Source organism: Thiobacillus thiophilus (genome assembly GCF_055378705.1).
On record NZ_AP042404.1, the window covers coordinates 887,253 to 907,876 of the forward strand.

General features: G+C 59.5%; 17 protein-coding genes. 8 read left to right on the plus strand and 9 right to left on the minus strand.

From position 1 onward, the window contains the following. Positions 1-94: 94 nt before the first annotated feature. Positions 95-781, plus strand: a complete 687-nt coding sequence (locus ACZ41T_RS04280; protein ID WP_464923236.1) for a hypothetical protein — start codon at positions 95-97, stop codon at positions 779-781. Positions 782-867: 86 nt separating this feature from the next. Here ACZ41T_RS04280 and ACZ41T_RS04285 read toward each other — a convergent pair whose 3' ends face one another. After that, on the minus strand, positions 868-1,062 hold the full coding sequence (locus ACZ41T_RS04285) for a hypothetical protein (RefSeq protein WP_464923237.1): 195 nt from the start codon (positions 1,060-1,062) through the stop codon (positions 868-870). 459 nt (positions 1,063-1,521) lie between these two features. On the opposite strand from ACZ41T_RS04285, the gene ACZ41T_RS04290 reads away from it, so the two are divergent. From ACZ41T_RS04290 to ACZ41T_RS04300, 3 genes are all read left to right on the plus strand, one after another. Beyond that, positions 1,522-2,985 (plus strand): ATPase domain-containing protein, encoded by a 1,464-nt coding sequence (locus ACZ41T_RS04290; RefSeq protein WP_464923238.1) that lies wholly within the window; start codon positions 1,522-1,524, stop codon positions 2,983-2,985. 25 nt (positions 2,986-3,010) lie between these two features. Then, positions 3,011-4,492, plus strand: coding sequence for a hybrid sensor histidine kinase/response regulator (locus tag ACZ41T_RS04295; protein WP_464923239.1), 1,482 nt, complete (start codon positions 3,011-3,013; stop codon positions 4,490-4,492). A gap of 363 nt (positions 4,493-4,855) precedes the next feature. Continuing rightward, positions 4,856-6,361 (plus strand): putative bifunctional diguanylate cyclase/phosphodiesterase, encoded by a 1,506-nt coding sequence (locus ACZ41T_RS04300; RefSeq protein ID WP_464923240.1) that lies wholly within the window; start codon positions 4,856-4,858, stop codon positions 6,359-6,361. A gap of 44 nt (positions 6,362-6,405) precedes the next feature. Here the strand turns inward: ACZ41T_RS04300 and ACZ41T_RS04305 are convergent, their stop codons facing one another. The 7 genes from ACZ41T_RS04305 to ACZ41T_RS04335 form a co-directional block, all read right to left on the minus strand. Continuing rightward, positions 6,406-6,564, minus strand: coding sequence for a DUF3309 family protein (locus ACZ41T_RS04305; RefSeq protein ID WP_464923241.1), 159 nt, complete (start codon positions 6,562-6,564; stop codon positions 6,406-6,408). Between the two features lie 318 nt (positions 6,565-6,882). Continuing rightward, a complete protein-coding gene (locus tag ACZ41T_RS04310; RefSeq protein WP_464923242.1) occupies positions 6,883-8,481 on the minus strand; it encodes a methyl-accepting chemotaxis protein in 1,599 nt (532 codons plus the stop codon). A gap of 85 nt (positions 8,482-8,566) precedes the next feature. Further along, entirely contained in the window at positions 8,567-8,995 is a 429-nt protein-coding gene (locus ACZ41T_RS04315) for a type 2 periplasmic-binding domain-containing protein (RefSeq protein WP_464923243.1), read from the minus strand. A 10-nt stretch (positions 8,996-9,005) separates the two neighbouring features. Next, positions 9,006-10,205 carry a porin gene (locus ACZ41T_RS04320; RefSeq protein ID WP_464923244.1) on the minus strand — a complete coding sequence of 400 codons (1,200 nt, stop codon included), beginning with the start codon at positions 10,203-10,205 and terminating at the stop codon, positions 9,006-9,008. A 466-nt stretch (positions 10,206-10,671) separates the two neighbouring features. After that, the gene (locus ACZ41T_RS04325; protein WP_464923245.1) at positions 10,672-12,129 is read right to left on the minus strand and encodes a phospholipase D family protein; all 1,458 of its coding nucleotides are present in this window, start codon (positions 12,127-12,129) and stop codon (positions 10,672-10,674) included. A gap of 7 nt (positions 12,130-12,136) precedes the next feature. After that, complete coding sequence (locus ACZ41T_RS04330; RefSeq protein WP_464923246.1) at positions 12,137-12,547, minus strand: type 1 glutamine amidotransferase family protein; 411 nt, start codon at positions 12,545-12,547, stop codon at positions 12,137-12,139. A 177-nt stretch (positions 12,548-12,724) separates the two neighbouring features. Continuing rightward, positions 12,725-14,836, minus strand: a complete 2,112-nt coding sequence (locus ACZ41T_RS04335; RefSeq protein ID WP_464923247.1) for a catalase — start codon at positions 14,834-14,836, stop codon at positions 12,725-12,727. 409 nt (positions 14,837-15,245) lie between these two features. On the opposite strand from ACZ41T_RS04335, the gene ACZ41T_RS04340 reads away from it, so the two are divergent. The 4 genes from ACZ41T_RS04340 to ACZ41T_RS04355 all read left to right on the plus strand — a co-directional run bounded on the left by ACZ41T_RS04340 (position 15,246) and on the right by ACZ41T_RS04355 (position 19,029). Continuing rightward, entirely contained in the window at positions 15,246-16,568 is a 1,323-nt protein-coding gene (locus ACZ41T_RS04340) for a cation:proton antiporter (protein WP_464923248.1), read from the plus strand. Positions 16,569-16,877: 309 nt separating this feature from the next. Beyond that, positions 16,878-17,090, plus strand: a complete 213-nt coding sequence (locus ACZ41T_RS04345) for a CsbD family protein (protein WP_464924022.1) — start codon at positions 16,878-16,880, stop codon at positions 17,088-17,090. Positions 17,091-17,159: 69 nt separating this feature from the next. Further along, positions 17,160-18,344, plus strand: coding sequence for a hypothetical protein (locus tag ACZ41T_RS04350; RefSeq protein WP_464923249.1), 1,185 nt, complete (start codon positions 17,160-17,162; stop codon positions 18,342-18,344). A 217-nt stretch (positions 18,345-18,561) separates the two neighbouring features. Further along, positions 18,562-19,029: a hypothetical protein gene (locus tag ACZ41T_RS04355; RefSeq protein ID WP_464923250.1), complete on the plus strand. Its 468-nt coding sequence runs from the start codon at positions 18,562-18,564 to the stop codon at positions 19,027-19,029. A 154-nt stretch (positions 19,030-19,183) separates the two neighbouring features. Here ACZ41T_RS04355 and cls read toward each other — a convergent pair whose 3' ends face one another. Next, positions 19,184-20,590 (minus strand): cardiolipin synthase, encoded by a 1,407-nt coding sequence (gene cls, locus ACZ41T_RS04360; RefSeq protein WP_464923251.1) that lies wholly within the window; start codon positions 20,588-20,590, stop codon positions 19,184-19,186. Positions 20,591-20,624: the final 34 nt, after the last annotated feature.

Below are 20,624 nucleotides of genomic sequence, written 5' to 3' on the forward strand. Positions count from 1 at the left end.
CCGATAAATGCAGCTAGCATGTAAAAGTGGGATGGATGCCGCATCCCACTGTCAATCAGAACGACAAATGAATTTTCGAACGAGGGGTTACACCATGCTTAAAATTCGTAAGGTAATGCTTGTGCTGGGGATGCTGATGTCACCCCTGGCGCCTTCTGCTGCGCAGGTGAGCATCGGTATCGGAACGCCACACGTCAGCATCGGGATCAACCTGCCCGTCTACCCGCAGCTTGTCCGCGTGCCAGGCTATCCGGTCTACTACGCGCCAGGGCTGAATGCGAACTACTTCTTCTACGATGGCCTGTACTGGGTATTCCATGGCGACAACTGGTACGCCAGTTCCTGGTACAACGGGCCTTGGTCGTTTGTGGATTCATATGCGGTGCCGGCATATATCCTGCGCATTCCGGTGCGCTACTACCGCCAGCCACCATCCTATTTCCGCGGGTGGCGAGCCGATGCGCCGCCACACTGGCAGGAAAACTGGGGCCGCGACTGGGAACAGCGTCGAAACGGCTGGGACAAATGGGACCGCCGCGCTGCCCCCGCAGCTGCCCCGCTGCCCGGCTACCAGCGGCAGTATTCCAGGGATCAGTATCCCCGGCAGATGGAGCGCCAGCGCGAGCTTCAACAGGATCGTTACCGTTACCAGCCACGCGATCCCGTAGTGCAGCAACACTATCAGGAGCGCTATCAGAGACAGGATCAGGATCGGCGGCGGGATCAACAAAATCGTGGTCGGGATCAAGATCAGCGGCAGGATCGGGGTCGCAATCGGTAACCCAAGTCCAGCCGGCTGGCGACTCATGATTGACATCGCGCCCCATACTCTTCGGCGCGAACCAGGTGAATGGGCGCCCTATTTTGTCAGGCCGGCAGGCTGGGGCGTAGTACGATGTACTCGCCACCCTGCTCGCGGCTGGAGTCGAGCGCATCGCTCGAACTAAAAAACACGCCACAAAGCTTCAAAAAACAGGACGACGAATATGGCCAATATGCCTCCCATGCCTCCGGATAAAAATTTATCCAGTTCGGGATGCTTGCCCCGGAGAGCGGCTGCATGCCAGCATCGTCGTTGATATCGGCGGATTATTGATCTGTTGCCTATGGAAACCAGAGACCTGCCGCGGCACCAGTTAATCGAAAGACTCATGGCACAGCACCCTGAAAAGCTTGCTGATGCCGCGATTGACCTATGGGAGCGGATGGCGGCCCAAATCATTTCGATCATGGGTGAGGATGGGTTCAATTCACTGTATGCGAGAAGTGTGTTCCTTGCCCAGCCGACATTTCCCTGGCTCACAACCAGCTCACTGCCGCAACAGACCGATCAACGGTTCACGGAATTAAAAAAGGGGCTTGAAGGGCAAACGCCGTCGCAAGCCCGCGAAGCAAACAGCCTGTTACTACTCACGTTCACCGGCATCCTTGCCGCGTTAATTGGCGAACCGTTAACAACCCGTATTTTAGGTTCTGCCTGGGGCGATGACGCTTCGACCAGCATCAGCAAGGAGTTCAAGCATGAGTCGCAAGGTAAACATTCGTTGTCTGCCATCCGGCGTACCGGGCCTGGACAACCTGTTAGGCGGAGGTCTGCCGGAATTTTCGTTCAACCTGATTGCGGGCACGCCGGGAAGCGGAAAAACAACGCTCGCGCACCAGATCATGTTCTCGCTGGCCACCCCGCAATACCGGGCACTGTTCTTCACGGTACTCGGGGAACCCGCGTTGAAGATGCTCCGCTACCAACAGCAATTCACGTTTTTTGATCACGACAAAATCAATGAATCGATCCGCTTCGTCAACCTGTCTGCAGAACTTCTGAAGGGGGATTTTGACCGCGTCCTGGCACGTATCGCCGAGGAAGTGAAAACCTATGCACCCAGCCTGGTATTCGTGGATTCGTTTCGGTCAGTCGTGCAGTCGGCAAAACGCGAGGACCAGAGCGTGTCCAATCTGCAGCGGTTCGTGCAACAACTGGGTATGCAAATGACAGGCTGGCAGGCCACCACGTTTTTAATCGGTGAATATCTGACGCCAGAGGCGGAATCAAGTCCTGTCTTTACCGTGGCGGATGGCATCCTGTGGCTTTCGCAAAATTTGCACCGCAATTCTATGGTGCGCAAGATGCAAGTGGTCAAAATGCGTGGTCAGGCCCAGGCACCGGGTTTGCATACGTTCCGGATGAGCGATGCCGGACTCCAGGTTTTTCCGCGGGCGATTATCCAACCGCTCGCAGCGTCCGTACCCCCCATCGATACATCGACTGGAGAGCAACGCGTTCCCATGGGGATACCCGGTCTCGATGAAATGCTGGGGGGCGGCTTGCCGGCAGGCTATTCGCTGCTCCTGGTCGGGCCATCCGGTTCCGGAAAAACCATCCTGGCGACGGAATTTCTCGCCGAAGGGGTGCGTCGGGGCGAACCCGGTGTGATTGCGGCGTTTGAGAAAAGTCCCAGCCAACTGCTGAACAATAAACTGGCTGCGCTGGTCAAGGCTGGGCAGGTCGGGGTGATCAATACGCGTTCCCTGGATTTGTCGATCGATGAAACCTTGCATGACTTGATCAAAATGATTAACCGGATGCAGGCAAAGCGTGTCGTCATCGACTCCCTGTCCGGATTTGAGCTGGCACTGGCACCCGAATTTAGCGAAGATTTCCGCGGCTCGCTGTACCGGATGATTGCCGAGCTGACTGCCATGGGCGTGACGATATTGATGACCTCGGAACTGGAAGACCGCTACATTGATTTGCGCTTTAGTCCATTTGGAAGCGCCTTTCTCGCTGACGCCATTATCGTGCAGCGCTATGTCGAAATCGCGGGCCAATTCAAACGTGTCATCTCGGTGGTCAAAGTCCGCGGCAGTAAGCACAGCAAGGACATTCGATTGTTTGACATTACAGACGAAGGCATCGTTATTGGCGAAACCATGTCCGAGTATGCCGGAATCCTGTCGGGCCGGCCGACGCTCGGCCCCGGCTAGAACGGCCTGTGATGAAACGTGGCAAATGAACAGAAGTCATAGCAACGACACTGCTGAGCGCGACGATCCGGGTTCACCTGCGCCCATGGACGATAAGGCGGCCGTTCGAGGCCGCGAAACCTTGGCCACGGCGCGGGAAGATGCCGTGCATTTACGCGAGAATGCGGTTGACGTGCGCGAAGCGTCAGCCACCTCGCGCGAAGGGGAAATTCGCGCGGCGGAGACGACACAGGCAGCATCCGACGAACACATGTCGATGTTGCAGCAAGCGAATGCGCGCCTGATCATCTCGACCATCGAAGCACAAAAACTGGCCGAACAAGTCGAATTAGCCAAAGCTCAGCTGGAGGGCGCCAAGGCCTTGGCGGAAAAAGCCAACCTGGCCAAATCGGAATTTCTTTCCAACATGAGCCATGAGTTGCGCACCCCGCTCAATGCCATTCTCGGCTTTGCGCAGTTGCTCGAAACCGGTTCACCACCGCCAACGGCCACTCAGACAGAACGGCTGCACCAGATCATCAAGGCCGGCTGGTATCTGTTGGACCTGATCAACGAAATCCTCGATCTCGCGGTGATCGAATCCGGCAAACTTTCGCTGTCGCTGGAGTCCTTGTCGCTGTCCGAGGTGCTGCTCGAATGCCAGGCGATGATCGGACCCCAGGCGCAACAACGCGGCATCGACATCGTCTTCGCCAAAGTCGACCCTGCCTGTTTTGCCCATGCCGACCATACCCGGGTCAAGCAGGCGCTGATCAACCTGCTGTCCAATGCGATCAAATACAACCGCGAGCATGGAACGGTCGACGTGGCATGCAGCGCGACCCCGGAACGCATCCGCATCGGCATCAAGGACAGCGGTGCGGGATTGCCGCCGGAAAAGCTGGCGCAGCTGTTTCAGCCTTTCAACCGTCTAGGTCAGGAAACCGGCACCGAGGAAGGGACGGGCATCGGCCTGGTGGTCACCAAGCAGCTGGTCGAGCTGATGGGAGGCTCAATCGGCGTAGAAAGCACCGTCGGAGCGGGCAGCGAATTCTGGGTCGAATTGATCCGGGACGTTACACCGCAACTTGCCGTTGGCAACGCGATGCCCGCAGAACTTGCACCGCAAGCTCAGGGAAACACGGCGCTGCGCACCCTGCTCTATGTGGAAGACAATCCGGCCAACCTGATGCTGGTCGAGCAGATCATCGAGGGCCACCCGCATGTGCGCATGCTGAGCGCGCGCAATGCCAATCTCGGCATTGCACTGGCGCGCGTCCATCAGCCGGAGGTGATCCTGATGGACATCAACCTACCTGGCCTCAGCGGCATTCAGGCGCTGAAAATCCTGCGTAACGATCCGGTCACGGCGCATATCCCGGTGTTGGCCATCAGTGCCAATGCCATGCCACGCGATATCGAGAAAGGCCTGGAGGCAGGATTCTTCCGCTATCTCACCAAGCCGATCAAAATCAACGAATTCATGCAAGCGCTAGATAGCGCGCTGGAACTGGCGGAAACAGGATAAGGCGGCGCAAGTATTCTTGGCGGCCAGCTATTCCACTCCGGATTGTCAGGGGCAGTTTCCGATCGAATGCCCTGAAGACCGACCCGTTGTTCGTGATCCTAATGTCCTGCAATATGGTCTATACCACCATGATCACGGCCGTGATCAGCATCGGTATCAGCCCCAGGCTCTGTGCGTTAGCGTACCGACTGTTGCAGGCAACACGCCTAGCCTTCCTGGACTCCCGCCAGAACCGCGTAATGGAGGATGGTAATGGTCAGAAATAATCAATACGGCGCTTCGGATCCCGCACAGGGCATGGACGATAAAGCGGCAGTCCCAGGCCGTGATAAATTGGCCACGGCACGGGAAGATGCCGTGGGTTTGCGTGAAAAGGCTGTCGACGTGCGCGAAGGGGCCATCACCACGCGCGAGCGGGAAATTCGCACGGCAGCGACGACACAGGGAACGTCCGACGATCGGATAAGCATGTTGCGGCAAGCGAACGCCCAGCTGGTCATCGCCACCATTGATGCACACAAGCTGGCCGAGCAGGTGCAAACGGCGAAGATCGAACTGGACCATCTGGCGCATCACGATGTACTCACCGGCTTGCCCAACCGAACCCTGCTGTACGACCGGCTGGCCCAGGCTATTACGCAGGCGCGGCGCTCCGGCAAGCAGCTCGCAGTGATGTTCATGGACCTGGACCGCTTCAAGCATATCAACGACTCGCTGGGACATACCGTGGGTGACCAATTGCTGCAGTCGATGAGCCGGCGCCTGCTGGGTTGCGTGCGCCAGTCGGACACAATCAGCCGCCTGGGCGGGGATGAGTTCGTGGCGCTGCTTCCCGATATTGATCATCCGGAAGACGCCGCGTTATCTGCACAAAAGATGCTCATCGCGATCGCGTTACCTCACCTCATCAACCAGCACGATCTGCATATCGGCGCGAGCATCGGCATCAGCATCTACCCGGAAGACGGCCTGGATGCGGAAACCCTGATCAAGCATGCGGACACCGCGATGTTTCACGCCAAGGATAACGGCCGCAACACCTACGCATTCTTCGAGCAGGAAATGACTGCCCGCGCCATGGCGCGACAATCCATCGAGGCCAGCCTGCGCCTCGCACTGGAACGGCAGGAATTCGTGTTGCACTATCAGCCGAAAGTAAATCTTCTCAGCGGCACGATCGTCGGCATCGAGACGCTCGTCCGCTGGCAGCATCCGCAACGCGGGCTGCTGGAACCCGCACAGTTCGTGCCCATCGCCGAAGACAGCGGCCTGATCCTGCCGCTCGGCCGCTGGGTGCTGCGCGAAGCCTGTCTCCAGACCCGCGCCTGGCAGGATGCGGGTTTGCCGCCGATCACCGTTGCCGTCAATACCTCCGCGCCTGAGTTCCGTGCCGGGGACTTTCTCGAATACTTACGCGCGACCCTCGAGGAGTCGCGTCTGGAACCGCGCTATCTGGAACTTGAACTGACCGAAAGCATCCTCATGCGGGATGCCGCCTCCGCCGATTCCGTTCTGCACGCGCTCGCAGACCTGGGCGTCAAGCTTGCAGTCGATGACTTCGGCACCGGCTATTCCAGCCTGAGTTATCTGCAGCAGTTTCCAATCAATACCCTGAAGATCGACCAGTCGTTCGTAAGCCGGATAACCCGCAACCCGGACGATGCCGCCATCGTCAGTGCCGTGATCAACATGGCAAAAGCACTCAGGCTCCGTGTCATTGCGGAGGGCGTCGAAACAGCAGAGCAGGCTGCTTTTCTTCTGGCCCAGCATTGCGACGAGGGCCAAGGCTATTTTTTCGGCCGTCCGGTGGGGGCAGAGGCGCTCGCTATCTTGCTGCAGACAGGCGTATCGCCTGCCCTTCCCCATTGATGGCCCAAGAAAACGCAGGCGACAGGATTCAGCACGAAGGCACGCTACAGCTTGCCTAACAGAAACAGAATGAGCAGGATCAGCAACAACAGCCCAAGCCCCCCGCTGGGGCCGTATCCCCATCCACGACTGTGGGGCCAGGCAGGGATCGCGCCGATCAGCAGCAGAATCACAAGAATCAGCAGAATTGTTCCTATTGACATGTCATGTCTCCCAACAGTGAGTAGCGGCACAGCGTTCAAGCACATGCTCGCAGCGCGTCAATGCTGCTTCCCTCGGCGCGCCCGCATCCTTCTTCCAACCAGATACCGCGCGCCGAATCTTCTTGATGGCCTTGACACCTCAAGGAACATAAACCGCTGCCATACCTATCCGTTTTTTCGGGAAAACATGCGTCAACTTATTTAAGTTCAATGAAATTTCCGGGAAAAACGCGGAACCTGAACATTTCTTTCTAGCGGCGCACGTTTGTGGCTGCCGGCCGCACAGGTCCGCCATGCCCCCGAAACTCAGAACTCCTGCTAGGCACCCCCGGCGCCGACAACTGCCAGGACTTTCTGCGGGGTTGGTTCGATTCGTGTGGACGCCCGGGTGGTATACGCAGCCTGCATAACGACTCCGCTCTCGCTGTTTTCAGCGTCGGATAGTTTGAAGAAAGCCACCTGCTGCAATAGCATGTCGGCCTGCTCCTGCATGGCGCGGCTCGCGGCAGAGGCCTGTTCGACCAAGGCTGCATTCTGCTGGGTGCTTTCGTCAATGCTGGTGACGGCGCGGCAGACCTCGTCGATACCGGTAGCCTGTTCCTGACTGGCGGCGACGATATCCGTCACCGTGTCGGTAACCTTCTTAACCCCGTCGATGATGTCGGTGAGTGTGCGGCCCGAACGTTCGACCAGTTCGCTGCCCACGGTAACTTTTTCGACGCTATCCTTGATCAGGGTTTTGATCTCTTTGGCGGCGCCTGCCGAGCGCTGGGCCAGGTTGCGAACTTCACCAGCCACCACCGCAAAGCCGCGCCCCTGTTCGCCGGCACGCGCCGCTTCGACAGCAGCGTTCAGTGCCAACAAGTTGGTCTGAAACGCAATTTCGTCAATCAATCCCACGATGTCACCGATACGCTGGCTGGAAGTGTTGATGGCTTGCATCGCGTCGTGAGTGTCGCTCATCACCTGGCCACCCTGCTCGGCTTGTTTGCGCGCATTGCGGGTGATCTGATCGGCCTGACTGGCATTGCTAGCGTTGCGCTTGACCAATGCAGTCATCTGTTCCATTGACGCGGCGGTCTCTTCCAGTACAGCGGATTGGGTCTGTGTGCGATGCGAGAGATCGTCATTACCTTGCGCAATCTGTGCCGAGGCATCGCGGACTTCCTGCGATACATGCCGGATCGATCCGACAATTTGTGCGAGTCGGGTCGCCATGACTTGTAGCTTGCCGAGCACTGAGCGGTCGTCGATCTGGCTGTCATTGCCAGTTTGCAGGTCACCGGCAGCAATGCGTTCGACGACAGTGCGCAGATATTCGGGTTCAGCGCCGAGATCACGGGCAATAGCGCGAAGCACCAGCCAGGCACCGAGCAGAAGGACTAGCACTATAGCCACGCCTGACACCGCATTGGAAATCATCATGTAGCGTACGCCCAGCCGCGAGGCATCAAGGCGCGCCTCCACGTTGTGCCGTGCAGTCTTGGCTTCACGATCCAGCACGGTGGTCAGCACCTTCTGCGCCTGCTGCATGGCAGCGACCTTGCTAGCCGTATCGTCGCCGGTTTCCAGCATGCTGCGCGCCGCGTCGATGGCGGCGTCGGAGTATGTGGTATACGCCTTTCCGACTGCGCCAGCGCCAGTCTCGCGCTCATCCAGTGCAACGAGTCGTTGCACCGTGGCAGTGACCGTGGTGGAAATTTCCTTTACGTCATCCAGCTTGCTCTTGTCGCCCTCGGAGACCGCACTCTGGGTGGTCTGGGTAGTGCGTTTGGCCAGCTCGTCAAGCTGGTTCATGCCTTCGAGGTAGGGGTAGTCCACCCCGCCCAGCGTCGCTACCGAGGTGGCGGTTTTCGAGGCGAGGGTTGCGCTCACCAGCCAGCCGGCAACGAACAGCGCCAGGGTGATGGCCGGCAACAGCAGAATACGTGTCTTGAATTTCATTGGGATTCACTCCGGCGAAAATGCCCGCGCAGCGCCTGGCGATGCGCGGGCATGGGTGTCACGGCAGCTTGGACACGGTCTGGACGGAACTGTCCACGGCGCTGGCGTCCACATAGCCAACGGCGCCGGGATCAGCAGCCACGGCTTTGACCACGTCGGCATCGCTGGGCAACTCTTTCGGTGGCAGCGCGCGGCCGCTGAATACCAGCCGCGACCAGATCGACTTGACCTGGCCGGCCGACTTGCCGGTGGCCGCCTGGTAGAACTTCTCGCGGCCGGGATTGGCATCGGCCAGGTCGTACAGCTTGGCGTTGCCACCACCGGGCAGACTGCTGGTCTTGCCCAGATAGAGGGCGGCCACGTCGTCTTTGCTCAGGGTCTTCACCGAGCTCTTGGCGCTGGTGATGACCACCATGTCGGCGAACGCAGGCAGGGCGACACAGGTCAGAGCGCCGGCGAGGATGTAGTTTCGAATAATGTGACGCATGGGACGATCCTCAGAATACGAAGTCGGCAACGACGGAAAAGACGTTCACCGAGTGGCCGTTATAGTCAGCAGCGACGCCACTAAAGGTGCCACCCTTGGTGGACGGCAATACGTGGTCTATCTGCGCCTTGATGGCAACGTTGTCACGTACGTCTACCCGCACACCTAGCGAGACAGTGTGCTGACTGTTACCCGCTGCCAGGCTATCCACACCCACGGACAGCGGATTGGAGGCTGAAATGGTGTAGCCGCCAGTCTGGTTGCTTTTGCCGTAACCGGCATAGGTCACGTAGGGCATCCATTTTCCCAGGCGGTAGCCGAAGGTGCCATACCAGCCATAGGCATCGTCAAGCACTCGTGAAGTAGAACTGCGCTGGCCGTATTCGCCCATCAGCAGGATGTTGTTGGCATCGTAGGTGGCACCCAGACTGGTGAAGGTGGCGCGGGAGTCGTGGACCCGGAACAGGTCGACGACGTTGTCGAGTCCAGCCTGGTTCAGGCCGGCAAAAAGCTGGTCGGCACCGCTGACCCGTTGAGAGGCCAGGCCGGTACTCAGTCCGCCGCGCACACGCAGATTGCCGATCTCGTAGGTGATATAGCCGCCGGTCAACTGGTTGACTTTCATGCGTCCGCTGTCCGAGCGGGTGTCGACTATCGGCGCAGACATGTGTCCGACCAATGCTTGCACGGTGAGATAACCGTCAGCCAGACTGTGTTGCCAACTGATGTCGGCGCCCTCGAAGTAGTCGATGGGGGCGAGCTTGTACACTTCCTGTGGCGCGCGTGCCCACGGGTTGGCATAGCCGACGTAGCGGTAATCGGATACGAGGTAGGCGGGAAAGCCGAGCCGGCCCACGCGCAGCGTCGTGTTGTCGCTTATCTTGTAGCGCAGGAAGGCCCATTCCAGTTGTGGCCTGAAGTCGCCCTTGGTGTCCTGCTTGGCGACAAGCTGCGTGGTGGCGCTCAGCACTTGATTAAAGTTGAGGTCGAGCTGGCCGCCGATACGCGAATCGACCAGGACGGACCCGTTTTCGCGCGCGCCCCTGATCTGATTGGGATTGGTCAGCAGCACGTCGTTCGTGTCGGTGGCTGCGTAGCCGAGCGTACCGAAGCCGGAGAGGCGATAGCTGAAGCCATCCTCGGCGTGAGCCGCAGAAGCCGCCGCAAATGACATCGCGAGGACGGCGGCGAGATTTTTTACTGGTGACATAGTTGTTTCTCGAGTGGGAGTTGAAGGAAGGTGAGTGCTTTGCTGTATTGGGTGAGTCGGCATATGGATAACAAACTTTAGCCATGGCCGAACACCGCAAACTCAACTGCACCTGCCGTCCCCGGTTTCTCGATCTCGAGTCAGCGATCCAGCCTGAGCTGGGTTTAGTCGCACCAGAGGATATGCGCGAGTATCCCTTTAGCCCCGTTCGGCATGGCCAAATCTGCGTTGCGCGGGTTGTTGGACCGGACGAGGGTGGGCACGACGCTGCCAACGGCCGCCGCCCTACTGAGCTGATTTTTTTTGAATCGCGCGCTACGGATTGATTGATTCCGCCCGATAACATTTGAAGCGGACCCGTCGAGATTTCTCCATCTGGGGCTTCAAGTGGCCGAGCGAAAAGGTAAATTCTGTTTACCGGCGCTGGGGTCGACAATGCACGGAGTGCGGGCGAGCCATCACACGCTCACAGCAGCCACTCGATCGGCAGCATCCCCAATAAATGAATCCAGCCGCGTTGCCAGACGCTGCTGCCCGGTTCGGTGAGGTGCTCCACCTGTCGGCCGTCACCACGGTCGGTCCACATCAACTGCTCGTCGTCAGATAGCCGCACCTCGTATGCACTATCCGGGACAACGGTATCGAAAGTTGCGTCGATTTCGCGCGCCATGACTGGATCTTCGATGATGAAACCGAGCTCGGTATTCAGCTGCGCGGAACGCGGATCGAAGTTGAACGAGCCGACAAAGACGCGTGCATGGTCGACCGAAAAGGTTTTTGCGTGCAGGCTCGTCGCCGAACTGCCGCCAAGGATCTTACCTGTCAGACGCAAAGCCTTTTGCTTGACCGAGTTACCGGCGCTGCGACGCAATTCGTACAACTTGATCCCGGCCTCAAGCAGCGCCTTGCGGTATTTTGCGTAGCCGGCATGCACCACTGCCACATCGGTGGCCTCCAGTGCATTGGTCAAAACCGTGACCTGTACGCCGCGCGCAGCCAACGTGCTCAGTGTCTTGACGCCCGCGCGGGTCGGTACGAAATAAGGCGACACGATGTTCAAGCTGGTTTTCGCGTCATCGATGACCTCCAGCAGTCCCGGCAGCAACATCGCGTTGGCATCCGCCAAGCCCAGCCCTTTGTCGGGTGAGTCGCTGAGCATGCGCGTGGGCGACCATCGCAAGCTGAACCGGCCCGCCAGCAAGTCGTCGATGAAGGGCGATTCGCGCACCGCCATCCGATACGCGGCAGCCGCTGGATCGTTGGCCACCCGTGAGGCGACAAGAGTCAATTCATTCAGCGCCGCAGCTGGGGCGGGCTTGAACAGGCGCGCGACCGGATAGGACGATCCGCTAGCCCAGTAGCGATCGAAATCCTTCGACACGTCGTCAACCACCGGGCCGATCGCGATGACGTCAAGATCGGCGAACAGCACGCCGTCGGTGGCCCCAAAATACTCGTCGCCGACATTGCGCCCACCGATGATCGTCGCCTGGTTGTCGGCAGTGAAAGACTTGTTGTGCATGCGCCGGTTGGCGCGAGAAAAGTCGGTCAGATACGACAGTTGGCGCAACCGGCGAAAGACGAATGGGTTGAACAGCCGCACTTCGATGTTCGGATGGCTATCGAGTGCGGCCAGCGTCGAATCGAGCCCGGCGATATTATTATCGTCGAGCAGCAAGCGCACCCGCACGCCGCGTTCGGCTGCAGCGTGCAGGGCTTCGAACAGCAGCGTGCCGGTGAGGTCCTTGCGCCAGATGTAATACTGGACGTCGAGGCTTCGTTCGGCGGCCCGCGCCAGCAACATGCGCGCGGCAAAGGCGTCGTGCGCATCAGCCAGCGCGTGAATACCGGATTGCCCCGGATGCAATGTGACCTGTGGCGAAACGGCTTTGCCGAGCGTGGTTGACGAGGTGTCAGTCAGCACCGTGGATTCACTTCGACCTTCGAGCGAGGGCAGGCCGGTACAGCCTGCCAGCAGGCTCGTGCCAACGATAAGCGCAATGCAGGACAGCCGTGAAGTGCGACGCAATATTCGCCCGCAGAGCGATGGCTGCGCGCCGCTCAACGGGACGCAATTCAACGAAATTGGCGGTGTCATGCTTGTCCAGCGGCTTCGGCTGAGCCATTGGCGGCAGGCCGGCACGGATAAGATCTATCGCCGCGCGGTGATCCAAGACGCCTGCGTCCTGTTCGACATTCGCTTTTTTTAGAAGCATCTGGCCGCCCTGGTTCACGGGAATGGCCTTGAGGTGACTGAAAGCAGCGTGAACGAAATCGATCGCGGCGCCTTCCTTCAATAGTACCTTTTCACCTTTGTCGGAGAGGATTACGTTAGCTGGCATCTATTGCAACGGAGTTGTTTCAGGTGCACCCACGCAGGAGATACAACACCAGCAAAATCGGGATCGGGACTCCCACGAGCCAAAGCAAAATCCACCCTATCTTTCCTTCTTCTTTGTTACGCATGGCGCTCTTCCTTTCCTTCATCGGTTGGACTTTTTCTGCGTTTTTCATTGCTTTTATGCCAAGGTTCGAACCGACTTTTCCCGATCCCATTGGCGCGTCTTGGCCGCAGCAATAAATGCATTCCTGTCGTTGGCATCCACGACGCCCGCGTCCTGTCCCACATTCGCTGCTTTCAGAAGCGCCTGACCGCCCTGGTCGACGGCGATGGCCTTGAGGTGACCGAAGGCATCGCGCACGAAGTCGATCGCGGCGCCTTCCATCGACAGGACTTTTGCGCCTTTGTCGGAGAGGATGACGGCGACGGCGTCGAACAGCACGGAAGGCGTGCCCGCCAGTTGTCCGTCAGCCGCCAGCATCGAGCCGTCGGCAAGCTTCGCGCCGCCCACTTTCGGGGCGACGATCTTCACGTTGGCGCCCGCATCGGTCGCGGCCTTTTTGATCCTCTTGATCGCCGCGCCGTCCGAGCCATCCGCGATCAGGATGCCGACCGCCCGCCCCGCGAGCGTGTCCTTCATCTTGCCGATGATCTGCAATGCGGGTGATGGCGCCATTTTTCGCACAGGCGCTGCCGCCGCCGGCGCGTCGGGCATGGTGTCGAACCCGAGACCGACGGCGACCCGTTTGGCCAGATCCTTTTCGATATGAAGCAGGTGGCCGACCATGGCTACACGTATATGCGGATGTTCGACCTTGGACAACTCGAACACCAGCGCCGAAGCGATGTGCGCCTGTTCATACGCGGTCTGGCTGAGATAGAACTGCCTCGCCTGGCTGTAGTGGTCGGCGAAACCCTCGGCGCGGATACGGCCTTTGTCGCCGTTTTCTGTGATGGAGGCGCTGTGAAAACCCTGCGGCGCCTCGCGTGGCGAGGTGTCGGAGAGGGAATTTGGCTCGTAGGCGACACGGCCGGCTGGTTGCGCCATCTGCATATGGCCGTCGCGTTGAAGGTTGGCGAACGGGCACTTGGGCGCGTTGACCGGGATCTGGTGGAAATTGGGCGAACCCAGGCGTGAAAGCTGGGTATCGAGATAGGAGAACAAACGCCCTTGCAACAGCGGATCGTTCGAGAAATCGATGCCCGGAACGACATTGGCGGGACAGTAAGCCACCTGTTCGGTTTCAGCGAAGAAATTGTTCGGCCAGCGATCCAGCACCATGCGGCCGATCACTTTCAGCGGCACCAGTTCTTCGGGAATCAGCTTGGTGGCGTCCAGGTGATCGAACGGGAAGCTGTCCGCCTGCTCCTGCGTGAACAGCTGCACCGCGAATTCCCACTCGGGAAAGTTGCCGGCTGCGATGGCATCGAACATGTCGCGGCGGTGGAAATCCTGGTCGGCGCCGGAAATCTTGACGGTCTCGTCCCAGATGGTGGACTGCAGGCCGAGCTTGGGACGCCAGTGGAATTTGACGAAAGTCGATTCGCCGGCGGCGTTGATCAGACGGAAACTATGCACACCAAAGCCTTCGATCATCCGCAGCGAACGCGGAATCGTGCGATCCGACATGATCCACATCACCATGTGCATGGATTCAGGCGTGAGCGAAATGAAATCCCAGAAGGTGTCGTGCGCGGTCGCCGATTGCGGAAAGCCGCGGTCGGGCTCCATCTTGACGGCATGAATGATGTCGGGGAATTTGATGGCATCCTGGATGAAGAAAACCGGGATGTTGTTGCCGACCAGATCCCAGTTGCCTTCCTTGGTGTAAAACTTGACGGCGAATCCGCGCACGTCACGCGGGGTGTCGACCGAGCCGGCTCCGCCTGCCACGGTCGATATGCGCGTAAACACGGGTGTTTTCTCGCCGACCTCGGTAAGAATCCTGGCGGTGGTGTATTGCTTCAACGAGGCGGTCAGCTCGAAGAATCCATGCACGCCCGTCGCGCGTGCGTGGACGATGCGCTCGGGAATCCGCTCGTGATCGAAATGGGTGATCTTCTCACGGAAGATGAAATCCTCCAGCAGCGTGGGGCCGTGCGGGCTGGTCCGGAGCGAGTTCTGATTATCGGAAAGTGCGACGCCTTGGTTGGTGGTGAGCACCGGGTGCCCGCCCCCCGCGACCTGATGGAGCTCGCCGCCGGCTGCCTGGTGTGTGCCTTTGGCCGGAGTGGAGCCTTTTTCCGGTTTGCGTTTTCCAGAATTATCCGTTGTCTTTGCTTTGCTCATGACCGATCTCCTGGGTGAGTCACGTCGGCCTACTGGCTGTCAGCGGCTGATGTGTGATGTGTGATGTGTCCGAGTCAAAGTTATAGGCACCAGACGATTTTTGACAAGCCGCGCCGGATCAAACAGCGTGTGTTTTTCCCGCTGTTTGGTGGTCACAAATGAATGTGCTTGTCTCCGCTGCACCTTAGGCAGGCATAACCCATGCGTCTGTACGGTGGCGTACACCCGAAAATATTGAACCGGATTACGCTGAACGCGTCAGACGCTGATCAACCACAATTAATGAACATTCCAGGCTGCTCTCCGAGGCTGCGACGGATAATCGAATCCTGTCTGGCGAATTCCCTGCCCAACAACACCGCTAAAGCAGTCACGTCGAACTGGACTCCAATGAACCGAACGAACCACCATGACTAACGCACAATGGTTTTTACTCGTGGGAGGTCTGCTGCTTGCCAGGGGCTTGACCGCGCCGCTGCTCCAGCGCCTGCCGGTCACTCCGGCCATTGTCTATCTGGCCGTTGGACTACTGGTCGGACCGACGGTACTCAATCTGTTTCACTTCAACCCGCTCAAGGAATCGGCGCTACTGGAAGTGCTGACCGAAGTGGTGGTGCTGATTTCGCTGTTTTCCGCCGGCGTCAAAATGCCCGTGCCGTTCAGCTTCGCCCGCTGGCGCACGCCGATTCTGCTGGCCTCTGTCTCCATGGCGGTCAGCGTCGGGCTGGTCGCCGCCTTTGCCTATTATTTGCTTGGCTTGCCACTCGGCGCGGGCATCTTGCTCGGCGCGATCCTGGCGCCCACCGATCCGGTGCTGGCGACCGACGTGCAGACCCGCCATCCCGGTGATCGCGACCGGCTGCGCTTCACCTTGACCTGCGAGGCGGGGATGAACGATGGCAGCGCCTTTCCGTTCGTGATGCTGGGGATGGGATTGCTCGGGCTGCACGAGCTCGGTGAATTCGGCCTGCGCTGGGCGCTGGTCGATGTACTGTGGGCCACCGTGGCAGGGGTCGCCATCGGGGTCGCGTCCGGCGTCGCACTCGCCCGTCTGGGACGGAAACTGCGCGGCAATCCACCCGTGCACAAGCTCATGGACGACTTCCTCGGGCTCGGCCTGATCGGTATGGTGTACGGCCTGAGCGTGCTGGTCGATGCGTGGGGATTTCTGGCGGTTTTTTTTGCTGCCGTCGCGCTGCGCCAGACCGAACTTAAACTCGCCCGCGCCGATCTGGTTCACCCGAATCCGCCACAAACCGACCCAATCGAACTGGAAGCGGCAATCGCAATCCCGGATAACGAGCCCGCGCCGACCGTCAGCGCTGGGTCGCTGGTATTCAAGGAACATCTGGAGCGACTCTCGGAATTGATGCTCGTCCTGTTGATCGGCGGCACGTTGTTTCTCGATTCCTGGAGCTGGCGTGCGGTGGGGCTCACGTTATTCCTGTTTATGGTGGCACGTCCGGTCAGCGTCTTCGTTGGCCTGATGGGCACGCGTACCTTATGGCCGATACGCGGCATGGTGGGCTGGTTCGGGGTGCGCGGCATCGGTTCGCTGTACTACCTGATGTTCGCCATTCAGCATGGCCTCCCCGAGGCGCTGGCGCTGGATCTGATCCGGTTGACGCTGATTGCGGTCACGCTTTCGATTCTCGTCCACGGCACCAGCGTCAAGCCGCTGATGAGCCTGCTTTCAGCTTACCGAAAGCGTCCACATCCGCCACCGCCATGAATATCCCCGCCGAGGACCGATGGCGAGTTGCTGGCGCTGGATCGAACCCGTGCGCTGCGGACCTTTTGACACCCCGGCAAGTCTATCAACCAACGTCGCGCTATGTACGCCGCCGTACAGACGGTGCATGGGTATGCGACTAGTCTTGAATTTTAATCGGGCGCGTCTATAAAAGTGTCCAGATGGTCACCGTCCTTCCCGGCTGCCATACTCGTAGCAGAAAATGCGCATACAGTGGACAGTGAGCTGGAACAGTGGATGCCCGATTGGCAATACCGCCAGTCGGAACCCAAACCCAAGGAGATTGAAATGGACTGGAATATCGTAGAAGGCAACTGGAAGCAGTTCAAGGGCAAGGTGAAGACGCAGTGGGGCAAGCTTACCGACGACAACCTCGACGTGATCGGCGGTAAGCGCGATCAGCTGATGGGCAAGATCCAGGAGTCATATGGGATCACGAAGGACGAAGCCGAGAAGCAGATCAAGGACTTTGAAGAGAAGAACAAGGACGACCTCGCCTGATGTCCCGTCTGGCCATCCCTTCATGACACGTTTCAGACGGCCTGACGGCACGGGCTATTCCTCTCCAGGATGCACGCCCTCGCCGACCCTGCGATCCGCGTGCCACGCCGGTTCGTTGATTTGCTCATGAGCATGTTCATCACAGTCAGCCGCTTCCGCTGCGGCTCGACGGATTGCGGCCGGGAAGGAAACCTGCGCGTGAAGCGGCATCCCTGGTTGATACAGGGCCGGGGTGAGCGGCATGGCGGAGGACATGCCGCCATGGCAGCTGCCGCTGAAATCCGTGACGATCATCTCGACAGGCAGAAGACAAAGGCCGATGAATACGCATTCCGGAAAAACCCGTTGCCCTGGCTGACCAGGATGTTGCTCGGCGTGATCGCGTTTTCCAGCGCGGGGCTGGCTTTTGCCTCCGTGCCGCTCACACAACCCGCCGCATCGCTCCACGCCCAATACGCGTCTCTGGCTGAACGACTCCAGCACACCCCGTTCCAGCGTGCGCTATCCCTCGACTCGTCGGAATCATCGGGCGAATTGAAGGGCGACATCTACGCGCGGGTTGATTATCCGTTTGCCACGGTCAGCAAGGCCCTCAATGACCCGGCGCACTGGTGTGACGTGCTGATCCTGCATATCAACACCAAATACTGCCGTGCCACGACCGATGAGTCGACCACCGCCCTGGCGGTCAGTATCGGCAGAAAAACGCCTCAGCCTCTCAAAGAGGCCTACCTCATCGAGTTTTCCTATCGCGTCGCCGCGGCGACCGCGAAATACCTGGATATCCAGCTCGATGCGCAGGAGGGGCCACTGAGCACCCGCAATTATCGTATCCAGCTGCAGGCTGTCCCGGTTGGAAACGGCCAGACTTTTCTGCATCTCACCTATTCGTATGATTACGGCCTGGCGGGGCGACTCGCCATGAAGACCTACCTCGCGACCCTTGGCCGCGGCAAGGTAGGGTTCACCCAGACCGGCGGGCAATCCAGCGGCCAGCCAGAACACATCGGCGGCATGCGTGGCGTGGTGGAACGCAACACCATGCGCTATTACCTCGCCATCGACGCCTATCTTGGCGCATTGGCCACCGCGCCGTCTCTGCAGCTCCAGCAACGCCTGCAAAGCTGGTTCAGTGCCACCGAGCAATACCCCCGCCAATTGCACGAAATCGACCGGGCCGCTTATATGGATATGAAACGGAGTGAATATCTGCGCCAGCAGACACCGCGAAGCGTACGCAAAACGCCAGGCTGAACACGTCGGCGGATCAGCTCGCAGAAGCGCGGGCTCGATGTTGAACCGGTTTTAATCTGCGGAGGCACCCGTCAAACCCATGCCGAAACCAACTCCTATACTGTGAGAGGCGCCTTCTTTAATAAACGGGGATCGTCCAATAGTAAAACTGCGGCATTCCGGCGAAAGCCGGAAAGCTGGGCTAATGGTTTATTTTCGATCGATGAAAGGGAACGTAATGAATATTCTTGGCGCAATCATCCTGGTGGCATTGTTTCTGCTGGGTGTCTTCACCCTGGTCAACTGGCCGGTACTCATCGCGCCCACCACGCTGTCATTCGTGGCATTCGATATCGAGGGTCCGCTGGGCGTGATCCTGCTTGGCGTCACGCTGGTCCTGGTGGCGCTTTTCGTCCTCTATGCCCTGGCGCTGCGCACCAACATGTTAATGGAGTCGCGCCGCCACAATCAGGAGCTGGAGGCGCAGCGAAAACTGGCGGAAAGTGCCGAAACCTCGCGCATCCATGAATTGCGCACGCAGATCGAGCAGGAATTTGCGCAATTGCGTGGGGTGATCCTGGCTGTCGACACGCGCATGGACACGGTGACGCAGTCGACGAAGCAATCCATCGACGAGGCCACCAACAGCCTGGCCGCCCTGGTCGGCGAGATGGACGACAAGATCGATCGCGCGCTCGCGCGATAAGGTTCGAGCCCCTGCAACCGACCACGGTTGCAAGGGGGTTGGGAGGTCGATCCAGTTCCAGGCACGCCTCAGGAAGGGCGCCGGCATTCAGTCCGGAGGAGAGCGAAGCGGGCCACGACAACAATCGCGATGTGCTTGTTGTCGTGGCCTCGGCTCACAGCCAGTACTCCCAGACCCGCGCGAACCATTCCTTGAGTCGCAGGCCGAGCGGGCGGCGCTGCCACTGCTCGAGCGTGATTGTGTCGGACGCCGCCAGATCCCGGTCGAACATCGCCTGCACCTGCTTGCCAAACTCCGACCCCAGCACGACCGCATTCAGCTCGTAGTTGTGCAGGAAACTGCGCCAGTCGAGATTGGTCGAGCCGACCGTGGCCCAGACGCCGTCGATCAGCGCGGTCTTGGAATGCAAAATCGCGCCCTGCCGTTCATGGATTTTCACCCCCGCGCGCAGCAGCCGGTCGTAGTAGTTGCGGCCGGCGTGGAACACCAGCCAGGAGTCGGTCTGGCTGGGCAGGATCAGGGCCACGTCGACGCCGCGTCCGGCGGCCGCTTCGAGCGCGTCGAGTAGCTGCGGGTCGGGGGCGAAATACGCATTGGTGATATTCACGCTGACTTCGGCGCTGGTGATGGCCGACAGCAGCGTGACATAAATCAGGCTGAAGGGGTCATCGGGCGAGCTGCCGATCGCGCGCACCACGTGCGGGCCCACGTGCTCGGGGGGCGGAAAGTAGTTCTTCTCGGGCAGCGGCTCGCCCTTCTGCTTTTCCCATGTGGCGAGGAACAGCTTCTGCAACTCGGCCACCACCGGTCCCTGCAGTTGCAGGTCGGTGTCGCGCCACGCCACACCGGTGTCGGGCCGATGACGTGAGCGCCGGCTGAACGAGCCGCCGGAGTAGACGCTGCTGATGTTGATGCCGCCAAGGAACGCCGTGTGCCCGTCGACGATCAGCAGCTTGCGGTGGTCGCGCTGATTCAACGTCCATTCCTTGCGTGACAGCAAGGGGTTGATGGGGTTGAATTCGAGCACCTGCACGCCGCTGTCGGTCAGTTGCTGGAACAAGGCCGGCGGTGTACCGAGAGTGCCCACGCTGTCACGGATGAGATTGACCTGCACGCCCTGCGCCTGCTTGACAATGAGCGCCTGCACAAAACGCTGACCGACCTCGTCGTCGTCGAGGATGTAGGTTTCCATGTTGATGTGGTCCTGCGCCGCCAGGATGGCTGCGTACATCGCCTGGTAGGTGGCCGGGCCGTCCTGCAGCAACAGGACCTGGTTGCCCGCGGTTAACGGGCTGCCGACAATGGCCTCTTCGCGCGCCAAGTGGTGGTCGAAGATGCCGCTACCCTGGCTGCGGTTCTCCAGGCGATCGAGGATCGCCTTGCTGTGCGCGGACGATAGCGGGCCACGTGCCCCTTCCAGTTGCACGGCCGGGCCGGGCCGGGCCAGATCGGGCACGATAGTCGGCAGGCTGCTGCAACCGGCCAGCACGAACAGAAAAGCGGCCAGCCAATACCACAGATACGACTGCCGACGCGTCGATTTCAGCGTCGTTGAAACCATCAACCCTCCATCGACCGCGCGCAGATGCGGTGTC

Bases quoted from the DNA above. Each gene is read 5' to 3' on its own strand.
- ACZ41T_RS04280 (WP_464923236.1), top strand. From the start codon at position 95: ATGCTTAAAATTCGTAAGGTAATGCTTGTGCTGGGGATGCTGATGTCA.
- ACZ41T_RS04285 (WP_464923237.1), bottom strand. From the start codon at position 1,062: ATGCAGCCGCTCTCCGGGGCAAGCATCCCGAACTGGATAAATTTTTAT.
- ACZ41T_RS04290 (WP_464923238.1), top strand. From the start codon at position 1,522: ATGAGTCGCAAGGTAAACATTCGTTGTCTGCCATCCGGCGTACCGGGC.
- ACZ41T_RS04295 (WP_464923239.1), top strand. From the start codon at position 3,011: ATGAACAGAAGTCATAGCAACGACACTGCTGAGCGCGACGATCCGGGT.
- ACZ41T_RS04305 (WP_464923241.1), bottom strand. From the start codon at position 6,564: ATGTCAATAGGAACAATTCTGCTGATTCTTGTGATTCTGCTGCTGATC.
- ACZ41T_RS04315 (WP_464923243.1), bottom strand. From the start codon at position 8,995: ATGCGTCACATTATTCGAAACTACATCCTCGCCGGCGCTCTGACCTGT.
- ACZ41T_RS04320 (WP_464923244.1), bottom strand. From the start codon at position 10,205: ATGTCACCAGTAAAAAATCTCGCCGCCGTCCTCGCGATGTCATTTGCG.
- ACZ41T_RS04330 (WP_464923246.1), bottom strand. From the start codon at position 12,547: ATGCCAGCTAACGTAATCCTCTCCGACAAAGGTGAAAAGGTACTATTG.
- ACZ41T_RS04335 (WP_464923247.1), bottom strand. From the start codon at position 14,836: ATGAGCAAAGCAAAGACAACGGATAATTCTGGAAAACGCAAACCGGAA.
- ACZ41T_RS04340 (WP_464923248.1), top strand. From the start codon at position 15,246: ATGACTAACGCACAATGGTTTTTACTCGTGGGAGGTCTGCTGCTTGCC.
- ACZ41T_RS04345 (WP_464924022.1), top strand. From the start codon at position 16,878: ATGGACTGGAATATCGTAGAAGGCAACTGGAAGCAGTTCAAGGGCAAG.
- ACZ41T_RS04350 (WP_464923249.1), top strand. From the start codon at position 17,160: ATGCACGCCCTCGCCGACCCTGCGATCCGCGTGCCACGCCGGTTCGTT.
- ACZ41T_RS04355 (WP_464923250.1), top strand. From the start codon at position 18,562: ATGAATATTCTTGGCGCAATCATCCTGGTGGCATTGTTTCTGCTGGGT.
- cls (WP_464923251.1), bottom strand. From the start codon at position 20,590: ATGGTTTCAACGACGCTGAAATCGACGCGTCGGCAGTCGTATCTGTGG.